The following is an 18,480-nucleotide window of genomic DNA, read 5'->3' as shown; positions in this document are numbered from 1 at the left end:
GCTGGTATAGCATGTGCTAAACAGGACTTTCCCTTTTAATGTTTTACGTGGTCCTAAAAGCACTCTTATTTGCGTAAAGCATTTTTTATGATCACATTTAAAGAGCTTGGTCTTAATAGTAATTTATTAAGAGCCATAGACGACATGGGTTTTATTAACCCGTCAGAAGTACAAGAAAAAGCAATTCCCGTTTTACTAGATCAAGAAACTGATATGGTTGCTTTAGCCCAAACTGGGACCGGTAAAACTGCTGCTTTTGGTTTCCCAATGTTACACAAAATTGATATCAATAGCCGCACTACGCAAGGACTCATCTTATCTCCTACCCGCGAACTTTGTCTACAAATTACGCAAGAAATGAAGACTTATGGTCAACATTTAAAGGGACTTAACGTGACAGCCGTTTATGGTGGGGCCAGTATTACCGAGCAGGCCAAACAGGCCAAAAAGGGTGCTCAGATAATTGTGGCTACTCCTGGTCGTATGAAGGATATGATCGGACGTCGAATGGTTGATATTTCAAAAATTGAATACTGTGTATTAGATGAAGCCGATGAGATGTTAAACATGGGATTTTATGAAGACATCACATCTATTTTATCTCACACTCCAGAGGATAAAAGTACTTGGCTATTTTCAGCAACGATGCCAAAAGAAGTGGCTAGTATTGCAAAAGAGTTCATGTACCAACCATTTGAAATAACCGTTGGAACCAAAAATGAAGGAAGTAAGAATGTGTCTCATGAATATTATCTTGTTAATTCAAGGGACCGATATCTAGCACTAAAGCGATTGGCTGATGCCAACCCGGATATATTTTCGGTAGTATTTTGTCGTACCAAGCGCGACACTCAAAAAGTTGCTGAAAAACTCATTGAAGATGGTTATAATGCAGGGGCGCTACACGGAGATTTAAGTCAGAACCAGCGTGACATGGTTATGAAATCTTTTCGTACACGACAGATTCAAATGTTAGTCGCTACTGACGTAGCTGCTCGCGGTATAGATGTTGACGATATCACCCATGTAATCAACTACCAACTACCCGATGAAATTGAAACATATACTCACCGAAGTGGTCGTACCGGCCGCGCTGGCAAAAATGGCGTATCAATGGTTATTGTGTCAAAAAGTGAGCTTAGAAAAATTAAGTCGGTTGAGCGCATTATTAAAAAGAAGTTTACCGCTAAAGAAATTCCTACGGCCGAGAAGATTTGTGAAGTACAGTTGTTTCACCTTGCCAATAAGATAAAAGATACCGAGATCAATCACGAAGTCGATCCTTACTTACCTGCAATTCATGAAGTATTAGAAGGACTGGATCGTGAAGAGTTGATCAAAAAAATGGTATCTGTTGAGTTCACTCGATTTATTAGTTATTACAAAAATGCTAAAGACCTCAATCTAAATGCCAAGGCAGAGGCCATGGAAGCTAGTGGGGAATCGACCCGCTATTTCATCAATGTAGGTGTAAAAGACGGCTATAATTGGATGAGTCTTAAAGACTTTTTAAAGGAAAAACTTGAACTTGGTAAAGAAGGGGTCTATAAAGTTGATGTAAAAGATAAATTCTCATTTTTTAATACGGATACTGAACACAGGGAAAAGGTCTTAGCTGCTTTCAACGACTTTAAAATGAATGGTCGTTTTGTAAATGTTGAAGTCTCAAGCGCGGGAGCCGGAAAAAATCGCGGAAGAAAACGTTCAAGAGGTCGTAATGATGGTGATTTTAGAGGAAAAAAAGACTTTAGAGGAAAACGAAGATCATCCAGTAGCGGCAAGGGAGGATTTAAAGGAAGATCGCGTAGATAAGATTATCTAAATAAACTCTTAAATACATTATAAAAACTGGGGTTTTGCGTATTGTTTAGTATTTTTAACGCAAATATCCGGATGAGGTAAATTACCTCGGGGCAAGCCCACGAGATACTGTATGAAGGCTAACTTGATTCAAGGCTGATTTCATGCATCAAAATCTCAATAATCGAGTAAAAGTTATCTTCCGGTTTACGACTAAGTAGATTGATGAGGCATTTTTTACTTTTATTGAGTTGTGTTTTAATAAGCGTTTCAACCTTCGCCCAGAATGGGAATGTAGAGGCGCAAATTATTAATGCAGAAGATGATTCGGCCTTGCAAAATGTACATGTGCTTAACCTAAATAGAGTTATCGGTACCATTACAGATTCAAAAGGTAATTTTACCATTCCCGCTGCAGTAAATGATACGCTGTTTTTCTCATATCTTGGTTTTAAGTCGATTAAAATTAGAGTTACCAACGACCTTCTAAAAATTCCAGGAACCAAAATTCAACTAACTGAATTAGCATATACATTAGAAGAGGTAATTTTACAACCTTTTGAACTTACCGGATATCTAGAAATAGATAATAAATACGTACCCGTTGAACGCAACTATAGATACAGTATTTCGGGACTACCAACTGGTTATGAAGCCGGCAGTTATTCTCCAGGAGCGATAACAAGAGTATTGGGTGCCATATTTAATCCTGCGGATTTTTTGCATAACATATTTGGTAAAAAGCCAAAACAACTTCGTAAGCTTCGAAAAATGCAAGAGGAAGACGAAATTAGAAATCTACTTACTACCAAATTTGATCGTGAAGTTTTACTAGAAATTTTAGAACTTGACAGAACCGATTTAGACGAGTTATTGCAACATTGTAATTATTCAAAATCCTTCATTAAAACGGCTAATGATCTTCAAATTTTAGATGCACTATCTGAATGCTATGAAGAGTTTAAAGTACTGAACAGGAATTAACGCTCGCATAAATTAGCGGATTTTTACGTTTAATTGTAACACTTCTCTCAACCAAAACTCCCTTATTTTTTCACCTCAAACGTTGTAGTACTAGAAGTTTCACAAGTTTTGTTTCAGGTAAAACAAACTTCACAAATCTGCATTCCTTTTTCTAACTTTAAACCTATAATTCAAACAACACTAAACATGTTTAAAAGGCAGCTGCTACTAATTGTGATAACAATACTTTTGATCTCATGTGATCAAAAAAAATCAACCACTAAAAACCCAGAAGTTATGGTAAAAGATATGACTGATCAATCGGTCAATCCCGTTCCCGATTTTTGGAAAGGAGCCAATATTTATTTTTTATTGACTGATCGCTTTAACAATGGCAATCCGGAAAATGATATCAACTTTAACCGAACCAAAGAAACAGCCATGCTGCGCGGTTTTATGGGTGGCGACTTGGTAGGAATCACCAAAAAAATTGAAGAAGGTTATTTTAATGACCTTGGCATTAATGCCATTTGGTTTACTCCAGTAGTAGAGCAAATTCATGGTGAGGTTGATGAAGGAACTGGTGTTACCTATGGATTTCATGGGTATTGGACCAAAGATTGGACCAAATTAGACCCAAACTTCGGAACGAATGAAGAATTACATCAACTTGTAGAAACTGCCCATGCAAATGGTATTCGAATTTTAATGGATGCAGTGATCAACCATACAGGTCCGGTTACAGACGTAGATCCTGTATGGCCCGATGGCTGGGTGCGCACTAATGAGCGTTGTGGTTTTACTACCTATGAAAATACCATTACTTGCCAGCTGGTAGATAACCTACCTGATATCAAAACAGAAAGTAATGAAGCAGTCGATTTACCTCCTCAGCTGGTTCAAAAATGGAAAGCCGAAGGCCGCTATGATGAAGAAGTCGCAGAACTTGATGCGTTTTTCGAACGTACAGGTTATCCGCGAGCACCTAGATTCTACATCATGAAATGGCTAGCTGATTACATTACAGATCATGGTATTGATGGTTATCGGGTAGATACGGTTAAACATACAGAAGAATATGTTTGGAGTGAGTTTAGAGAAGTATGTGATGCTAGTTTTGAACAGTGGAAAAAAGAAAACCCGACTAAAGTGTTAGACGATATGCCATTTTACATGGTTGGGGAAGTATATAATTACAATGCAAGCGCAGGTCAGGCTTTTGATTTCGGAGATAAGAAAGTAAACTTTTTTGCTAACGGATTTAACAGTTTAATCAATTTTGAATTTAAGTATGATGCTCAAAAAGATTACGAAACTATTTTTTCTAAATACGATGGCCTTTTAAAAAGCAAATTAAAAGATTTTGGCGTTTTACACTATTTAACAAGCCATGATGACGGACAACCTTTTGATGCCGATAGAACCAAAACCTTCGAAGCTGCAACTAAGTTACTTTTAAGTCCAGGAGCAAGTCAGGTATACTATGGTGATGAAACTGCTCGGTCTTTAATTATCGAAGGAACAAACGGCGATGCTACCTTACGCTCGTTCATGAACTGGGCTGATATTGAAAATAACACCGAGACCAAAAAACTATTGACTCATTATCAAAAATTAGGACAGTTTAGACGAAAGCATATTGCCATTGGTGCTGGAAACCATACGATGATAAGCGCATCTCCTTATACGTTTAAACGTGAACTCAAAAAAGATGGATTTGAGGATAAGGTAGTGGTTGGTATAGACTATAAATCAGCTAAAAAGACCCTGAATGTTAGTGAAGTTTTTGCAGATGGCACTTTATTAAAAGATCATTATTCAGGAATCGAAGTTACCGTAAAAGATGGAAAAGCAACTTTTAATAGTGATTTTGATATCGTTCTGTTAGAACAAAAAGAATAAACATGTAAAGAGACTTTCTAAAAAAAGCCACCATAATTAAAACGTGGTGGCTTTTTATCTTCTAGAATATTGCTATTATCTTTTAACCATATACTGAAATGAAGCTTTTGGCCTACCTACATAACCTACACCGTTAAACTTGTACTTTTTAATGATGCATAATGCCTGCTCTGCCTCACTTTTACTTTTACCAAAGTCAAAAATCCAGTGACTTCCTTCCACAATTTTCCAGCGTCCTTTGACAAATGAAACTTTAATTTTTGAGGGATTGAATGCGATAATATCCTCACTTTTAAGCGGTTTTACATTTGATGCTCTTCCATTACATAACTGATATGTAAAATCAGGATTTGGTCGCCCTACAAAACCGCTACTATTAAAACCGTAACGTCTTACAATTTTAATAATCTTGTTCGCTTCTGCTACATTAGGAGCTGAAAATAAATAGCGACTACCCTGAACAACCGAATAGGTACCTTTTGAGTTCTTTTTAACTTTCAAACTTCCCTTAGGATTCAAGCTAAGTAAATCTTCCTTTGCACAGGTAGTTATTGGTCTCGGCTTAACTATTCGAGGTGCCTTTTTAAATTTTTCAGTACTTACAAAATTAGTTCGTCTACTTCCGTCTTTAAACCTTGTCAAGGTCGTTACCTCCAGTGTATTGCCATTCATCTTTACCATTACCGTTTTATTGGCAAAACTTACTGGATAATTAACTGATAAATACTCCGTATTGCCTCTAACATTGCCGCTAGCTGAGTTTGTGTAGGCTATTGATTTTTTCTTCCCCCAATCACAGTCTTTCGGACTACAACTACCAAATACCTGCACAAGGGGATTACTACCATTACCAGAAATAATAACCTTTGTAATACCTCTAGTTCGAGTGTTGACATTTTTCCATGTTCCGTTAAAATTGTTCAAGGGTGTGCCAGCAGTTGCGAACAAAAAGCCAAAAACCATTAAAACAATTGATAAAAATTTAGTTTTCATAATATGTATAATTAATTGTTATACTCTTTAATGGTATGCTTTCTTAGAAGGTTAACAAAGAAACTTTAGGATCAATTGAAAAGGGGAAAAACACCCCTGAAATTTATCCATAGCATGGAAAATTATAATGACCATTCTCATTATTTCGTACTTTTAAATAAATAACCAAAAACTAACTCATGAAAACTAAAAGTATTCTAATGGTCTGTTTATTATTCGGTTTATATACCACCGGATTCGCTCAAAAATGGACCAAGAATAAAAAGGCGGTCAAACAATCAGTTGAAAATCATAAGACAGATCTTATTGCCATTAGCGATCAAATATGGGAAGCTGCGGAAATTGCTTTTCAAGAAAAAAAGTCTTCCAAACTATTGGCAGATTACGCCGAGCAAAACGGATTTAGAGTAGAAAGAGGCGTTGCGGAAATGCCAACCGCATTTGTCGCTACCTATGGCAGTGGCAGTCCTGTAATTGGTATTTTAGGTGAATTTGACGCTTTACCCGGTATTTCTCAAAAAACAAAGCCTACTAAAGACCCCTTAGTACCTGGCGGTAATGGTCATGGTTGCGGTCATAACTTATTCGGTACAGGAAGCCTTGGGGCTGCAATTGCCGTGAAAGAATTGATCGCTGCCGGAAAATTAAAGGGCACTGTGAAGTTTTACGGGACACCTGCCGAAGAAAAATTCTTCGGTAAAATATGGATGGTAAAAGCTGGGCTCTTCGATGGCGTTGATGCTGTAATGGATTGGCATCCATCTGCCACGACAAAAGCTGATGTACAAAGTACTCTAGCGCTTGTCGATTTTATTGTAGAATTTAATGGTCAGGCCGCACATGCCTCAGCCGATCCGTGGAATGGTCGTAGCGCATCGGATGCATTGGAGTTGTATACCACTGGAATAAATTATTACCGCGAGCATATTAAACCTACCGTAAGAATACATTATCATATTCAAGATGGAGGTCAGGTAGTAAATGTGGTATCTGACTACTCAAAAATTTGGGTGCGTGTACGGGATACTAAGCGAGAAGGCATGATGCCTGTCTATGAACGGGTTCAAAAAATGGCTGAAGGTGCTGCTATAATGGCTAATACTGATTATAAAATATCTTTGGTTTCAGGTATCTACGAAATCTTAGTGAACCGATCAGGCGGTGAAGCAATGCAAAAAAATCTTGAGATGTTAGGACCGATTAGTTATACCGAAGAAGAAGAGGCCTTTGGAAAGAAAATCCAAGAAATGACAGGAAAGAAGCAAATTGGAATGGATAGCAGTATTAATCCGCTTGAAGAAACTCTAGAAAACCCAGGTGGCGGGTCAACTGATGTTGGCGATGTAAGTTGGGTTGTACCTGTTGTACGGATGGGTGCAACGGTAGCACCTAAAGATACTCCATGGCACAGTTGGGCCGTTGTAGCTTGCGGAGGGATGTCCATTGGGCATAAAGGGATGATCCAAGCGAGTAACGCTTTGGCAATGACCATGGTTGATTTATATGAAGACCCTAAATTGCTAAAACGTGTGAAAGACGAGTTCAAAAAAAGAAAAGGAAACACCGTTTACGAAAGTATAATTCCTGAAGGGCCACCCCCAGTCGGCTCTAACTGAACATAGGATATTCAGTAGTTTCGATATTACCTTTAAAAATCACAAAACCGAGATAATTGCCAATTAATCAGGCATATTCGCTACGGATAAAAGCAATTACTACTCGGTTTGACGATTTTTTTTTGGGAAATCTCTAGTTGCTAACAACTTGTAGTACCCTAAATTCAAAAACCAATGAACAACAGATCCGGAAATTCTCCAGATAAGGCCGATCTAGCCGATAAATTCTTTTATCTAAAAGAAACAGCCGAGCTTACCAAAACAGGATCTTGGTATATCGATACAAGAACCTTTGAAGCGTATTGGAACGATATTACATATGAAATACTCGAAGCACCGCTAGATTTTGTTCCTACTGTAGAAACTGGACTTTCTCATTATGCCGAAGAACATCGAGATTACGCTTCAAAATTATTTTTCGACTGTTATAAAAAAGGAAAAGAATTTGATGTAGAAATCAAGATGGTTACCGAAAAGGGAAATGAATTCTGGGCACGAGCCATTGGTAAACCTGTTCTTAATAGTGATAATGAGCAAATTGGCGTACAAGGTGTTTTTCAGAATATTGATGATATAAAACAAAAAGAATTTGCCCTTCAAAACTCAGTAGAAACCATTACCTCGCAAAACAGCCGATTGCTGAATTTTGCTTATATCGTCTCACATAATTTAAGAAGCCAGACAAGCAATCTTCAATTAATTGTGCAATTACTAGACAATTTGAACACTGTTGAGGAAAAAATGGAAATGCTTGGTAACATTAAAGGGGTCTCTGATAGTTTAAACAAAACTATTGAGCACCTTAATGAAGTAGCGACCATACAAACCAACAGTAAGCAAGAAAAAAGAGTTGTGCGTTTTGAAGATACTTACCTATTGGTCGCCACCTCAATTCAACAAATTATTGCCAACCAAAAGGCTGAGATTACAACGGACTTTTCTGATCTTGACAGTATAAACTATGTTCCGGCTTATATGGAGAGTATTATGCTTAACCTGCTCACCAATGCAGTAAAGTATAAACATCCTGACAGAAAACCCATAATTCATATTAAAACGTTTTTACAAAACGATCAGCCTATTATGGAAATTAAAGATAATGGTGTAGGTATCGATCTTGAACGATATGGAGAACAAATATTTGGTATGTACAAAACATTCCATTTTAACGATGATGCCGAAGGTGTCGGATTGTTTATCACTAAAAATCAAATTGAATCATTAGGGGGTAGTATTAGCATCAAAAGTACCGTTGATGTTGGTACAACCTTCACTATAATTTTTTAACACTTTATGAATTCCCCAATTAAACTTGGCTGTATCATTGATGATGATAACACCTATGTACATTTAATAAGTACCCTAATTAAGATGAAAAACCTGACCGAGGAGCTATTGATTTTTAATAATGGTCAAGAAGCAATGGACTATTTTGAGAAAGCGGTCGAAAACAACGCAATAGAAGATCTGCCACAAGTGATATTTCTTGACTTGAATATGCCAGTAATGAACGGTTGGCAATTTTTGGAACAGTTTGATAAGAAAAAGTGCAATAATTGTTCCCTCTATGTGGTAAGTTCATCTATCAATCCTAACGATATGAATCGCGCAAAGCAATTTCCAACAGTTAAAGACTATATCACAAAACCTCTTGAGATCAGCACGTTAGAAGCCGTTTTTCAACGAGCATCATAATAGGAACATTGAAAAACCGATAATGTATTCTAGGTAATATTTATTTGATCCTTTTCGTTGATTTAAACAATATTTTCAATGCCGGCAATAGTTAGCTAAAATGCAATATTTTTACGGTCAAATTGTAAAAATATTACATGAGCTCACGCTTACTATTCTTTCTGTTGTATATCACTATTTCAACAAAGCAGTACGCACAGGAAATTACTAAAAAAGATAGTATTACTACCATTAATCTTGAATCTGTAACTGTACAAGCTGCAAGGATAGATATAGAAAAGAGAGCACTGCCATATGCCACTGCGATTATAAAAACATCGAATATTGATGCAATAAAAAATCAATTATCTATTCAAGAATACTTAAATGAAATACCCGGAATTTATGTTCAAAACAGTTCGAACTTTGCGCAAGATGCTCGAATATCTATTCGCGGAATAGGTTCTAGATCGGCGTTTGGTATTCGCGGGATAAAACTTATCGTTGACGGCATTCCCGAGACAACACCAGATGGTCAGGGTCAATTAGATAATATTAATCTGGATATTATTGAAACCATAGAATTGGTAAAAAGTGGAGTTTCGGCATTATATGGCAATGCCTCCGGAGGTATCATTAATATTAATACAAAAAAAGATTTCACTGAACCCTTTATCAATTTTAAAACCACGTTTGGTACTAACAGCCGACAACAGTATAACGCCACTGCTGGGGTGGGTTCTAAAAATTCAAAAGCAGTTTTTCATTTGGGATATCAATCCTTTGACGGGTATCGCGATAATAGTGGTTTTAAACAATGGAACTTTAATGGAAATTTTGCTCATAAATTTAATGATAACCTAAAACTTAATGTACTCGTCAACTATTCCGATAGCCCTTTGGCAGAAGATGCCGGAGGCCTGACCAGAGAGCAATTTGAAAACAACCCTCGTCAAGCCAGACAGGCGAATATAGATTTTAATTCCGGTGAAGCGATCTCACAATATAAAATAGGCACTAGTTTATTATGGAACATTAATAAAAAAAATGTAATAAATACTTATGCCTTTATAAGTGGTCGTAGTTTTTTTGGTAGACTACCCTTTTCGTTTGGTGGTATCGTCGATCTCAATCGTAATTATGGTGGCCACGGTAGTTCAGTGGATTTTAAACTTGCTAAAAATGATCTTAAGATTGGCTATGACCTTAGTTTTCAAGAGGACAACAGAAAACGATTTGTGAACGAGCAAGGAATACAGGGCGCGAATACCTTGAATCAAAATGAAAAATTTAATACCATAGGGGTATATGCGCTTGATTATGTTCAATTAAGCAATTGGAGTATTTATGGAGGTTTTCGATTTGATCACCAACTGCTTAAGGTTGAAGATAGCTTTTTAGATAACGGAAATGACTCGAGTTCAATTACCCTAAATTCCATTAATCCGACGATAGGACTTACCTATAAACTCTCCACATTATTAAATGTATTTGGTAACTTCTCAACTGCTTTTGAAACACCTACTCTATCTGAATTATCGGCAAACCCTTCAGGAGAACAAGGCTTTAATCCAAATTTAAAACCACAAAAATCAAGGACCATTGAGTTTGGCATAAGAGGAGCTACCAAGCGGTTCAACTACCAACTTACCTTTTACAACTTGGATACAAAAAACGATCTAGTGCCATTTGAGTTAGAATCTTTTCCTGACCGCACTTTTTTTAACAATGCCGGATCGACATCGAGGAACGGCATTGAAACTAGTTTAAGTTACCAATTAACTCCAAAATGGAAGTTGAATACAAGTTATACCTATTCTAGCTTTAAGTTTGACGAATATATCGCAAATGATACCGATCTATCGGGAAATATACTTCCGGGCACACCCGAACATTTTGGTTCAGTAGCAGTTGCTTACAATACATCGAAAAGTTTCTTCGCCAAATTGCAATTGAACGCTGTAGATGCCATTTGGGTAAATGACACCAATACGGAAAAAGCACCAGGATATCTCACAGCAAATGTTCAATTAGGCTACGAAAAGAAGTGGAGACAAGTTGAGATACTTCCCTTTTTAGGTATTACAAATTTGTTCGACAAAAACTTTGTTGACAATGTAAGAATCAACGCTTTTGGATCAAGGTTTTACGAATCAGCACCCGGGGTTCAAGTGTATGGTGGCTTGCAATTTAGGTTCTAGTACCAGCTGGTTTTATTCACTTAAAAACTTTACCGGTTCTTGTAGATAAAGTACAAGAATTATGATTGGAAAATTGAAAACACCAATGATCAGCAGTTTGGAATATGTAAACATGAAATACGGCTCCCAAAATAATTACTGCTACTTTGAATACATCGAATTTTTCATTTTGCTAGTCTTGGTTATGATTACAACCGAATAATACATTGATTTTCCGTGGCATATTCTGAATTTATTAAACTAATCTATTCTTTAGGATGAATAATTATTACCTAAACAATCAAATTAACCTATTAAGTAAAACCGCATTCCGAAACAAAGAATACATAGCATATTAGTGTTGATAAATCCGGTTAATCGAATAAAAAAGTATTTCATCTATTTATCAAAAAAAGAGGTAGGGTTTTCAAATAGCAAATTGTTTGATCTACATAACGCAAAAACTAAGAATTATGGACAAGAAGTATTTTTATAGAGCTACCAGTATTGCTATTGTGTTGGTATTACTAGTAACTTATTTTGTTTTGAACCCGCTAGGTTAACCATGTAGGTAAAATACTTAGCGTACCCGACCAATTTCTCCTCCCCCATATCCAACCAAATCCTATTAAGCAAGCGCTTTATGGGAAAGAGTCACTTATTCAGAATACTAGGCATAGGCCTAATACTATCGCTATTGGCATTATACTTCATGTTTAATCCTACCAAAAGTACAACTGCAATAAATAATAATAGAAATGTAATTGACAGTGTAGGTATATTAGAAGCTAAGGCGATTAACTACATAGAGCCTGACACCCTAGAAATCATTCAAATACATAACGATTAAACATCCTCTTTTACGGAAAATAGCCTCTTATGAAAGTCATTGGGGTTAAAATTTTGTATCCGTTTTCCACTATTAATTGTAACTACCACTATTAAACAAAGATGGAGTGGCACTAGATTGACTATTCTGTGGTGGTAATTAACATTTTTTTATCAAAATACCGATAAAAAGCATTTTTTTACGATTAAATTACTATTTTTGTATTAAGTTCATTCCCCAAAACTAACAAACTATGTACTTAAAACAATTACATAATTTAATCTACCCTTATGGAAAAACAGCTACTCATCATTCTCTTTGCAGTTTTATCTTGTTCTTGCGCAACAAAAAATGCCGCTTCATTTTGGATAGCTAATAATAGTAATGAACCTGTAGAACTGCAATCATCGGTAATTTCGTCAACCAACTTCGCAGGACCGGAAGTATTGTCTAAACCTTTTTTGGCAAAACCAGGTGATATTATTGAATTAGGTGTTGCACCTTTTGATCAAGATATACCCATTTCAAATCTTTTTAATTATAAGATTGCAAATAACAATGGTAATAACTTGAAGGATCCTATGGATATTAAAAACTGGCGAAAAATCACAGATAAAAAAGGAAATACTAAGTATATACTCTACCTAGTGAGTAATTAACAGCGTTTTAAATGAATTTTGAATTCAAGCTTTAGTTAAGATTGTAAATCCAAGTGTTTAGACCTAAAACTGCATCCCTAATCAAGTCTAGAAATGCAATTTTAAAATAGAAAGATGGTTCTCGATACTAAATTCTTAGAGAAATTCACTCGAACCGGCATCTTTTCCTTAAGATTAAATAATAGTTTTAAAGTCCACTAATATAACTGCCATAAATATCTTTAAACTGAATTCCTTGTGTAAATCGGAATTTGCTTAATTTATCATAAGAGACAAGCGCCCAAAGCACAAACTCTTTCAAAAAATAAGCATCTTCTGTTTTCACTTCAGGTTGATATTTCTTGATCAGTGTGTCTAAAGGTTTTATTGCATCAAGTTGTCCTTTATATTCTTCGTCATCAAAATCATCAAGTAATTCGAAACCGTTTTCTTCAAAAAACCAGTCGATTATAGATTGATATGGACTTTCAATATCTTGACGTTCTAGCTTTTTAATCTCTGGAAAGAGATTTACGAATAATGTTTTGACTGATGCTTCAATTAAACTCATAGCAACACCAGCTGCGCCTTCTTGTTCCCCTTCATAAACCAGCTCTACCTTTCCGGTTATCGACGGTATCACTCCAACAAAGTCTCCCAAACGGATTGCTGTTTTCGAATCTCCCGAAATCAATAGTCTTCTCTCCGCTGCGCTTAATAGGTTTTCGTAGGCAGTGATGCTAAGTCTAGCACTCACACCACTTTTCGCATCAATATATTCGCTTTCGCGTGCTTCAAAACTAATTTGCTCCAGTAAATCTTTAGCAAGCTCAGGAACATAGATAGTATCATTTTGATCTAAATTCACTTTAGCCTCTTGTTCCGTAATAACCTTCGCTGTTGCAACATCTTCAGGATAATGCGTTAGTATTTGCGATCCTATTCTATCTTTTAAAGGTGTAACTATACTTCCTCGATTAGTATAATCTTCAGGATTAGCGGTAAAAACAAACTGCATATCTAGAGACATTCGCAATTTGAAGCCTCGAATTTGAATATCACCTTCTTGTAAAATATTAAAAAGAGCAACCTGAATTCGTGCTTGCAGATCGGGTAACTCATTTATTACAAAAATGCAACGGTTTGCTCTGGGAATCATCCCGAAATGAATAACACGATCATCCGCATAAGACAATTTAAGATTTGCTGCCTTAATAGGGTCTACATCCCCAATTAAATCGGCTACAGTCACGTCGGGAGTGGCTAGTTTTTCAAAAAATCGATCATCACGATGCAACCATGAGATTGGTGTATCATCTCCTTTTTCGCGAATAAGATTATTAGCATATCTTGAAATAGGATTAAAAGGATCGTCATTAATTTCTGACCCCTCTACAAATGGAATAAACTCATCCAATAAGCCTGTCATTAATCGAGCGAGTCTGGTTTTTGCTTGCCCTCTTAAACCTAAAAGATTGATATTGTGTTTAGATAAAATCGCCCTTTCTAATTCTGGGATCACGCTATTTTCATATCCATGGACTCCAATAAATGCCGTTTCACCAGCTTTTATTTTTTCGACTAAATTAGCGCGTAACTCTTCTTTAATACTTTTTGATTGATATCCGGCTGCTTTTAACTGACCTAGTGTTTGTATATCTTTTGTATTCATTCTTTTTCAATAATAATTTGGCGACTAGGCGCCTCTAACTCTTTTCTTTCTGTTGGTCTCATAATCCTCAAAAATCATTTCGCCCAGCCCACGAAGTCCAGTATAAAATGCTTTACCCTGATTAGCACGTGTAAATTCTTGAACAAACTGCATTAAATAAGGGTCTTGGGCGATCATGAATGTAGTAATAGGAATATGCAATTTTCTGGCTTGCGCTGCCATATTATAACATTTATCGACTACAAATTTGTCCAGTCCTACACTATTTTTATAATAGGTGCCGTCGGGCATGCGAATGCAACTAGGCTTACCATCAGTAATCATAAAAATCTGCTTATTTGTATTGCGCTTACGCCTCAGCATATCCATCCCTAATTGTAAGCCAGCCACCGTATTGGTATGGTAAGGACCAACCTGCAAATATGGCAGATCTTTAATTTTGATGGGCCATGCATCATTACCAAAAACCAAAATATCAAGTGTATCTTTTGGATATCTAGTGGTAATTAATTCAGCCAGCGCCATAGCCACTTTTTTTGCGGGAGTGATTCGATCTTCACCATACAAGATCATGCTGTGACTGATATCGATCATGAGAACCGTACTCATTTGTGCCTTAAAATGAGTGTCTTCAATAACCAAGTCATCTTCTGTTAGTCGAAATTCATCAGCTCCATTATTTATCTGTGCATTTCGCAAGCTTTCGGTCATCGAAATACGTTCGATAGCATCGCCATAGCGGTATTCTCGATAGTCTCCTGTATGCTCATCACCACGACCTGAGTGTGCAGTGCGATGATTACCAGAACCACTTTTTTTGAGCTTTCCGAAGATCTTATCTAAAGCTTGCTTTCTAATTGCTCTTTCGGTCTTAGCAGTGATAGCCATCCCTCCTGAACCATCTGGTTTTATTTCTTCTCGTATGTAGCCTTTTTCTTTTAACTCTTCAATAAAATCATCGATAGTGTAATCTTCGTTGGTAAGGTTATATTCTTTATCTAATTCCCTTAACCAATCTAAAGCTTCGTCAAGATCACCTGAAGTATGAGTGATGAGTTCATTGAAAATTTCCAGCAGTTTATCAAAAGGAGATTGATCTGGTGCTTTGTATGACTGAAATCGAAATCCTTTTCTGTGAAGTTTTTTATTCATAGCAGTATAAAAATACTACTTTTTTAAGGAAGCTTACTGTCTATAATCTCCTAAAGTATTGTGAAACCCTAAGAGTTTTACATATCAATATTGCCCAAAATTAAATCGTGAAAATATAAGCCTCTACGCTTCTATAATCGACTTCAACTTTGCTAAACCTTTTTCAAAGTCTCCACCAACTGCCTTGTCCATACTGCCCATAAACATCATAAAAATACTGGCTACTGGCTTATGCTTACCACTGAAACCCCATGTTAATTTAGTAGTACGTAGATCTCCTTCAAAATTAAAGTAACAATCAGATTCTGATTTAAAAGGTTTAAAAAAACGAAGCGAAGACTCGATTCTTTCGTCCTTTACAATTTTAGTGATTTCCTGTTCGCCCTCACCCACATCTTTATTCCCGTTCCAATAAGAAACAGCGCCTACTTCTCCGTCGGTTCCGGTAAACTTTTTTTCCATGTTCGGGTCTTTTTCCTCCCATGGTGACCAGTTGGCCATTTTTTCTAGTGAACGAACATAACCAAAGACCTCGTTTTTTGGTTTATTAATGGTTATACTTCTAGAAACGTCATATTTTTTTGGAGCAATGATCATTAATAATAGTATGAGTATTACTAAGCCTCCTACTATATAAAGTGCAGTCATCATAATTGGTTAGGGTATTGATTAGTAATATAAAGTTAAACAAAATGCAATTATTAATAAAAAAGGAGTTTTTCGAAATGAAAAACTCCTTTACTTACTACTACCATTTTCATAATTAGAGTGCCTTAATAATATCTAAAGGGTCTGCTCTCAACTTGTAATCTTCTGCTAGAAAATGATAACTGATTGTTTTGTCTTGTTCAATAATATAGGTGGCAGCAATGGGCAATTCATTCGCCTCATTTCCTTGACTTTCTATTAGATCGATACCAAACGTTTTATATAACGTCACAAGATCAGCTGGTAATTTATATACCAAACCTAGAGAATGCGCCAACTCGTTGTTTTTACTAGTTAACACTTCAAAATCCAGTGCGTTTTTCTCTTCTACAGTTAATGTGTTGTCGGGTGTTTCTGGAGTGATTGCTACAAGTGTTGCACCTTTTGCCTTTATTTCCGGTAATGCGTTTTGTAATGACCTCAACGCGATATTACAATACGGGCACCAACCACCTCTATAAAATGTAAGTACTACTTTTCCTTTTTTCAAAAGATCATCAAGGCTAACTTGTTCTCCTTTTGCATTTGTAAGAATAAAGCCAGGGAAAATACCTCCTGTTTTAGCAGCATTTGCTAGGATATCAGTATTTTCAAGTTCTTCAATGGCCTTTTTCATAATGTCTTGAGCTGCTCCCGGGTGTCTTTTCGAACTATTGCAGGCGTACTCTTTAAGTTGTTCTGTAAGTGTCATGATTGTAATTAATTTTCATGAATAGGTCTACTTACTGAGCAACTAATTACAGAACGAATTAATAATTAACATCATTTTAAAGAAATTATTGGTGTTTTGAAATAGCTATTCAAATGACATTTTCAAACCGAAATCAATTTTACAAGTATTCAGCTCTTTTTATCTCCTTGATACTGCTCCAAGATCTGATCAATGCTTTTAATCGATTTTTGAACCCACTGCATTCGCTGTTCTAACATTTCTTCTTCGGAAAATTGCCATTTTACTTCGCTTTTTCGTAATCGTTCTGTCACATGCTGCAATGTTATTGCCGCAGAAACCGATATATTCAAGCTCTCTGTAAAACCCACCATCGGAATATGCAAGAAGCCATCAGCTTTATTTAAAACCTCATCAGAAAGTCCTTCGGTTTCCCTTCCAAAAAAGAAGGCTGATTTTTTTCCTATATCAAAATCTGTAAGTGTGGTAGATTTCTCATGAGGCGAGGTAGCTATTATTTGATAACCCTCTTTTTTAAGATGCGTAATACAATTTGATACGTGATTATATCGCTTTACACTCACCCATTTTTGAGCGCCCATCGCAATTTCCCTATCCATTTTACGGCTGTTGACTTCCTCAATTACATGACAATCCTGAATACCAAATACATCACAGCTCCTTAAAACAGCACTAGTATTATGCAGTTGATACACATCTTCAACTGCAATGGTAAAATGTCTTGTTCTGTTTGCTAACACTTTAGTGAACAAATCCCTGCGTCTTTCGGTTAAAAAACCTTCGAGGTAGTGTAATAGATTTTCATCAATAGCCATCAGGAAAATACATTTTAAAACGAAGGTAGTATAATACGGTAAAATAACTAAAGTGTATTAGTGTATACTGCAAAGAGCTTTTCAAACATATTCTCACAAAAAATGATCAAAAAAGTACTGGAAACTGTATCTTTTACACACAAAACCAAAATGATGAAAAAAATAGTAGTACTTACAGGAGCAGGTGTTAGTGCTGAAAGTGGAATTAGCACATTTCGTGATGCTGATGGGCTTTGGGAAGGCCATGACGTTATGGAGGTAGCTTCTCCTCAAGGGTTTAAAAGAAATCCTGAACTGGTTTTAGACTTTTACAATCAGCGACGCAGGCAATTATTTCAAGTAAAGCCTAATAATGCTCATATACAGTTAGCTGAGTTAGAGGTTGACTATGACGTTTCAATTGTCACTCAAAATGTGGACGATTTACATGAACGTGCCGGGAGCACTAAAGTGACTCATCTGCACGGTGAACTTCGTAAAGTACGTAGCACATTTGATGAACAATTGGTGATGGACTGGGATAAAGATCTGAATTTAGGGGACCTGTGTGAACATAATCATCAACTTCGTCCTCATATTGTTTGGTTTGGTGAAATGGTGCCTATGTTGGATACTGCTATAAACATCACTCAAAAAGCTGATGTTTTGGTTATTATCGGTACCTCAATGCAAGTATATCCTGCTGCTAGCCTGGTAAATTTTGTTAGTCATGAAACACCGATTTTTTTTATCGACCCGAAACCAAACGTCAATAGTAATCAGTTCGCAAACCTTACGATAATAGAAGATAAAGCGACTACCGGTGTTACTCGGTTCATTGAATTACTGAAAAAGAGATGAACTTAAA

16 protein-coding genes are annotated in these 18,480 nt (G+C 36.4%); 10 read left to right on the top strand and 6 right to left on the bottom strand.

Features of this window, described 5'->3' with window-relative positions; genetic code table 11:
* Positions 1-87: 87 nt before the first annotated feature.
* From ABN763_RS11565 to ABN763_RS11555, 3 genes are all read left to right on the top strand, one after another.
* A complete protein-coding gene (locus ABN763_RS11565) occupies positions 88-1,812 on the top strand; it encodes a DEAD/DEAH box helicase (protein WP_410485627.1) in 1,725 nt (574 codons plus the stop codon).
* A gap of 213 nt (positions 1,813-2,025) precedes the next feature.
* On the top strand, positions 2,026-2,784 hold the full coding sequence (locus ABN763_RS11560; RefSeq protein WP_410485626.1) for a carboxypeptidase-like regulatory domain-containing protein: 759 nt from the start codon (positions 2,026-2,028) through the stop codon (positions 2,782-2,784).
* Between the two features lie 186 nt (positions 2,785-2,970).
* Entirely contained in the window at positions 2,971-4,665 is a 1,695-nt protein-coding gene (locus ABN763_RS11555; RefSeq protein WP_410485625.1) for an alpha-amylase family glycosyl hydrolase, read from the top strand.
* A 75-nt stretch (positions 4,666-4,740) separates the two neighbouring features.
* Here ABN763_RS11555 and ABN763_RS11550 read toward each other — a convergent pair whose 3' ends face one another.
* Positions 4,741-5,658, bottom strand: coding sequence for a hypothetical protein (locus tag ABN763_RS11550; RefSeq protein WP_410485624.1), 918 nt, complete (start codon positions 5,656-5,658; stop codon positions 4,741-4,743).
* A gap of 179 nt (positions 5,659-5,837) precedes the next feature.
* Between ABN763_RS11550 and ABN763_RS11545 the strand changes: the two genes are divergently transcribed.
* The 6 genes from ABN763_RS11545 (at position 5,838) to ABN763_RS11520 (ending at position 12,616) form a co-directional block, all read left to right on the top strand.
* A complete protein-coding gene (locus tag ABN763_RS11545) occupies positions 5,838-7,274 on the top strand; it encodes an amidohydrolase (protein WP_410485623.1) in 1,437 nt (478 codons plus the stop codon).
* 174 nt (positions 7,275-7,448) lie between these two features.
* Positions 7,449-8,561, top strand: a complete 1,113-nt coding sequence (locus ABN763_RS11540; RefSeq protein WP_410485622.1) for a sensor histidine kinase — start codon at positions 7,449-7,451, stop codon at positions 8,559-8,561.
* A gap of 6 nt (positions 8,562-8,567) precedes the next feature.
* Positions 8,568-8,969: a two-component system response regulator gene (locus ABN763_RS11535; protein WP_410485621.1), complete on the top strand. Its 402-nt coding sequence runs from the start codon at positions 8,568-8,570 to the stop codon at positions 8,967-8,969.
* A 137-nt stretch (positions 8,970-9,106) separates the two neighbouring features.
* Positions 9,107-11,149 carry a TonB-dependent receptor family protein gene (locus tag ABN763_RS11530; RefSeq protein WP_410485620.1) on the top strand — a complete coding sequence of 681 codons (2,043 nt, stop codon included), beginning with the start codon at positions 9,107-9,109 and terminating at the stop codon, positions 11,147-11,149.
* A 622-nt stretch (positions 11,150-11,771) separates the two neighbouring features.
* On the top strand, positions 11,772-11,978 hold the full coding sequence (locus ABN763_RS11525; protein ID WP_410485619.1) for a hypothetical protein: 207 nt from the start codon (positions 11,772-11,774) through the stop codon (positions 11,976-11,978).
* A 269-nt stretch (positions 11,979-12,247) separates the two neighbouring features.
* On the top strand, positions 12,248-12,616 hold the full coding sequence (locus tag ABN763_RS11520) for a hypothetical protein (protein WP_410485618.1): 369 nt from the start codon (positions 12,248-12,250) through the stop codon (positions 12,614-12,616).
* A gap of 187 nt (positions 12,617-12,803) precedes the next feature.
* Here ABN763_RS11520 and ABN763_RS11515 read toward each other — a convergent pair whose 3' ends face one another.
* From ABN763_RS11515 to ABN763_RS11495, 5 genes are all read right to left on the bottom strand, one after another.
* Positions 12,804-14,267, bottom strand: a complete 1,464-nt coding sequence (locus tag ABN763_RS11515; RefSeq protein ID WP_410485617.1) for a magnesium chelatase — start codon at positions 14,265-14,267, stop codon at positions 12,804-12,806.
* A 24-nt stretch (positions 14,268-14,291) separates the two neighbouring features.
* On the bottom strand, positions 14,292-15,419 hold the full coding sequence (locus ABN763_RS11510; RefSeq protein WP_410485616.1) for a vWA domain-containing protein: 1,128 nt from the start codon (positions 15,417-15,419) through the stop codon (positions 14,292-14,294).
* A 123-nt stretch (positions 15,420-15,542) separates the two neighbouring features.
* Positions 15,543-16,067: an SRPBCC family protein gene (locus ABN763_RS11505; protein WP_410485615.1), complete on the bottom strand. Its 525-nt coding sequence runs from the start codon at positions 16,065-16,067 to the stop codon at positions 15,543-15,545.
* Between the two features lie 115 nt (positions 16,068-16,182).
* Positions 16,183-16,818, bottom strand: coding sequence for a peroxiredoxin-like family protein (locus tag ABN763_RS11500; RefSeq protein ID WP_410485614.1), 636 nt, complete (start codon positions 16,816-16,818; stop codon positions 16,183-16,185).
* Between the two features lie 149 nt (positions 16,819-16,967).
* Positions 16,968-17,633 carry a TrmH family RNA methyltransferase gene (locus ABN763_RS11495; RefSeq protein ID WP_410485613.1) on the bottom strand — a complete coding sequence of 222 codons (666 nt, stop codon included), beginning with the start codon at positions 17,631-17,633 and terminating at the stop codon, positions 16,968-16,970.
* A gap of 153 nt (positions 17,634-17,786) precedes the next feature.
* Between ABN763_RS11495 and ABN763_RS11490 the strand changes: the two genes are divergently transcribed.
* The gene (locus tag ABN763_RS11490; protein WP_410485612.1) at positions 17,787-18,473 is read left to right on the top strand and encodes an SIR2 family NAD-dependent protein deacylase; all 687 of its coding nucleotides are present in this window, start codon (positions 17,787-17,789) and stop codon (positions 18,471-18,473) included.
* Positions 18,474-18,480 lie beyond the last annotated feature (7 nt).

Origin of the sequence: Spongiivirga sp. MCCC 1A20706 (assembly GCF_046524175.1) — a bacterium.
Taxonomy (GTDB): domain Bacteria; phylum Bacteroidota; class Bacteroidia; order Flavobacteriales; family Flavobacteriaceae; genus Spongiivirga.
Note: the sequence above shows the minus strand (reverse complement) of the source record. Positions and strands in the feature narration are given on the sequence as shown.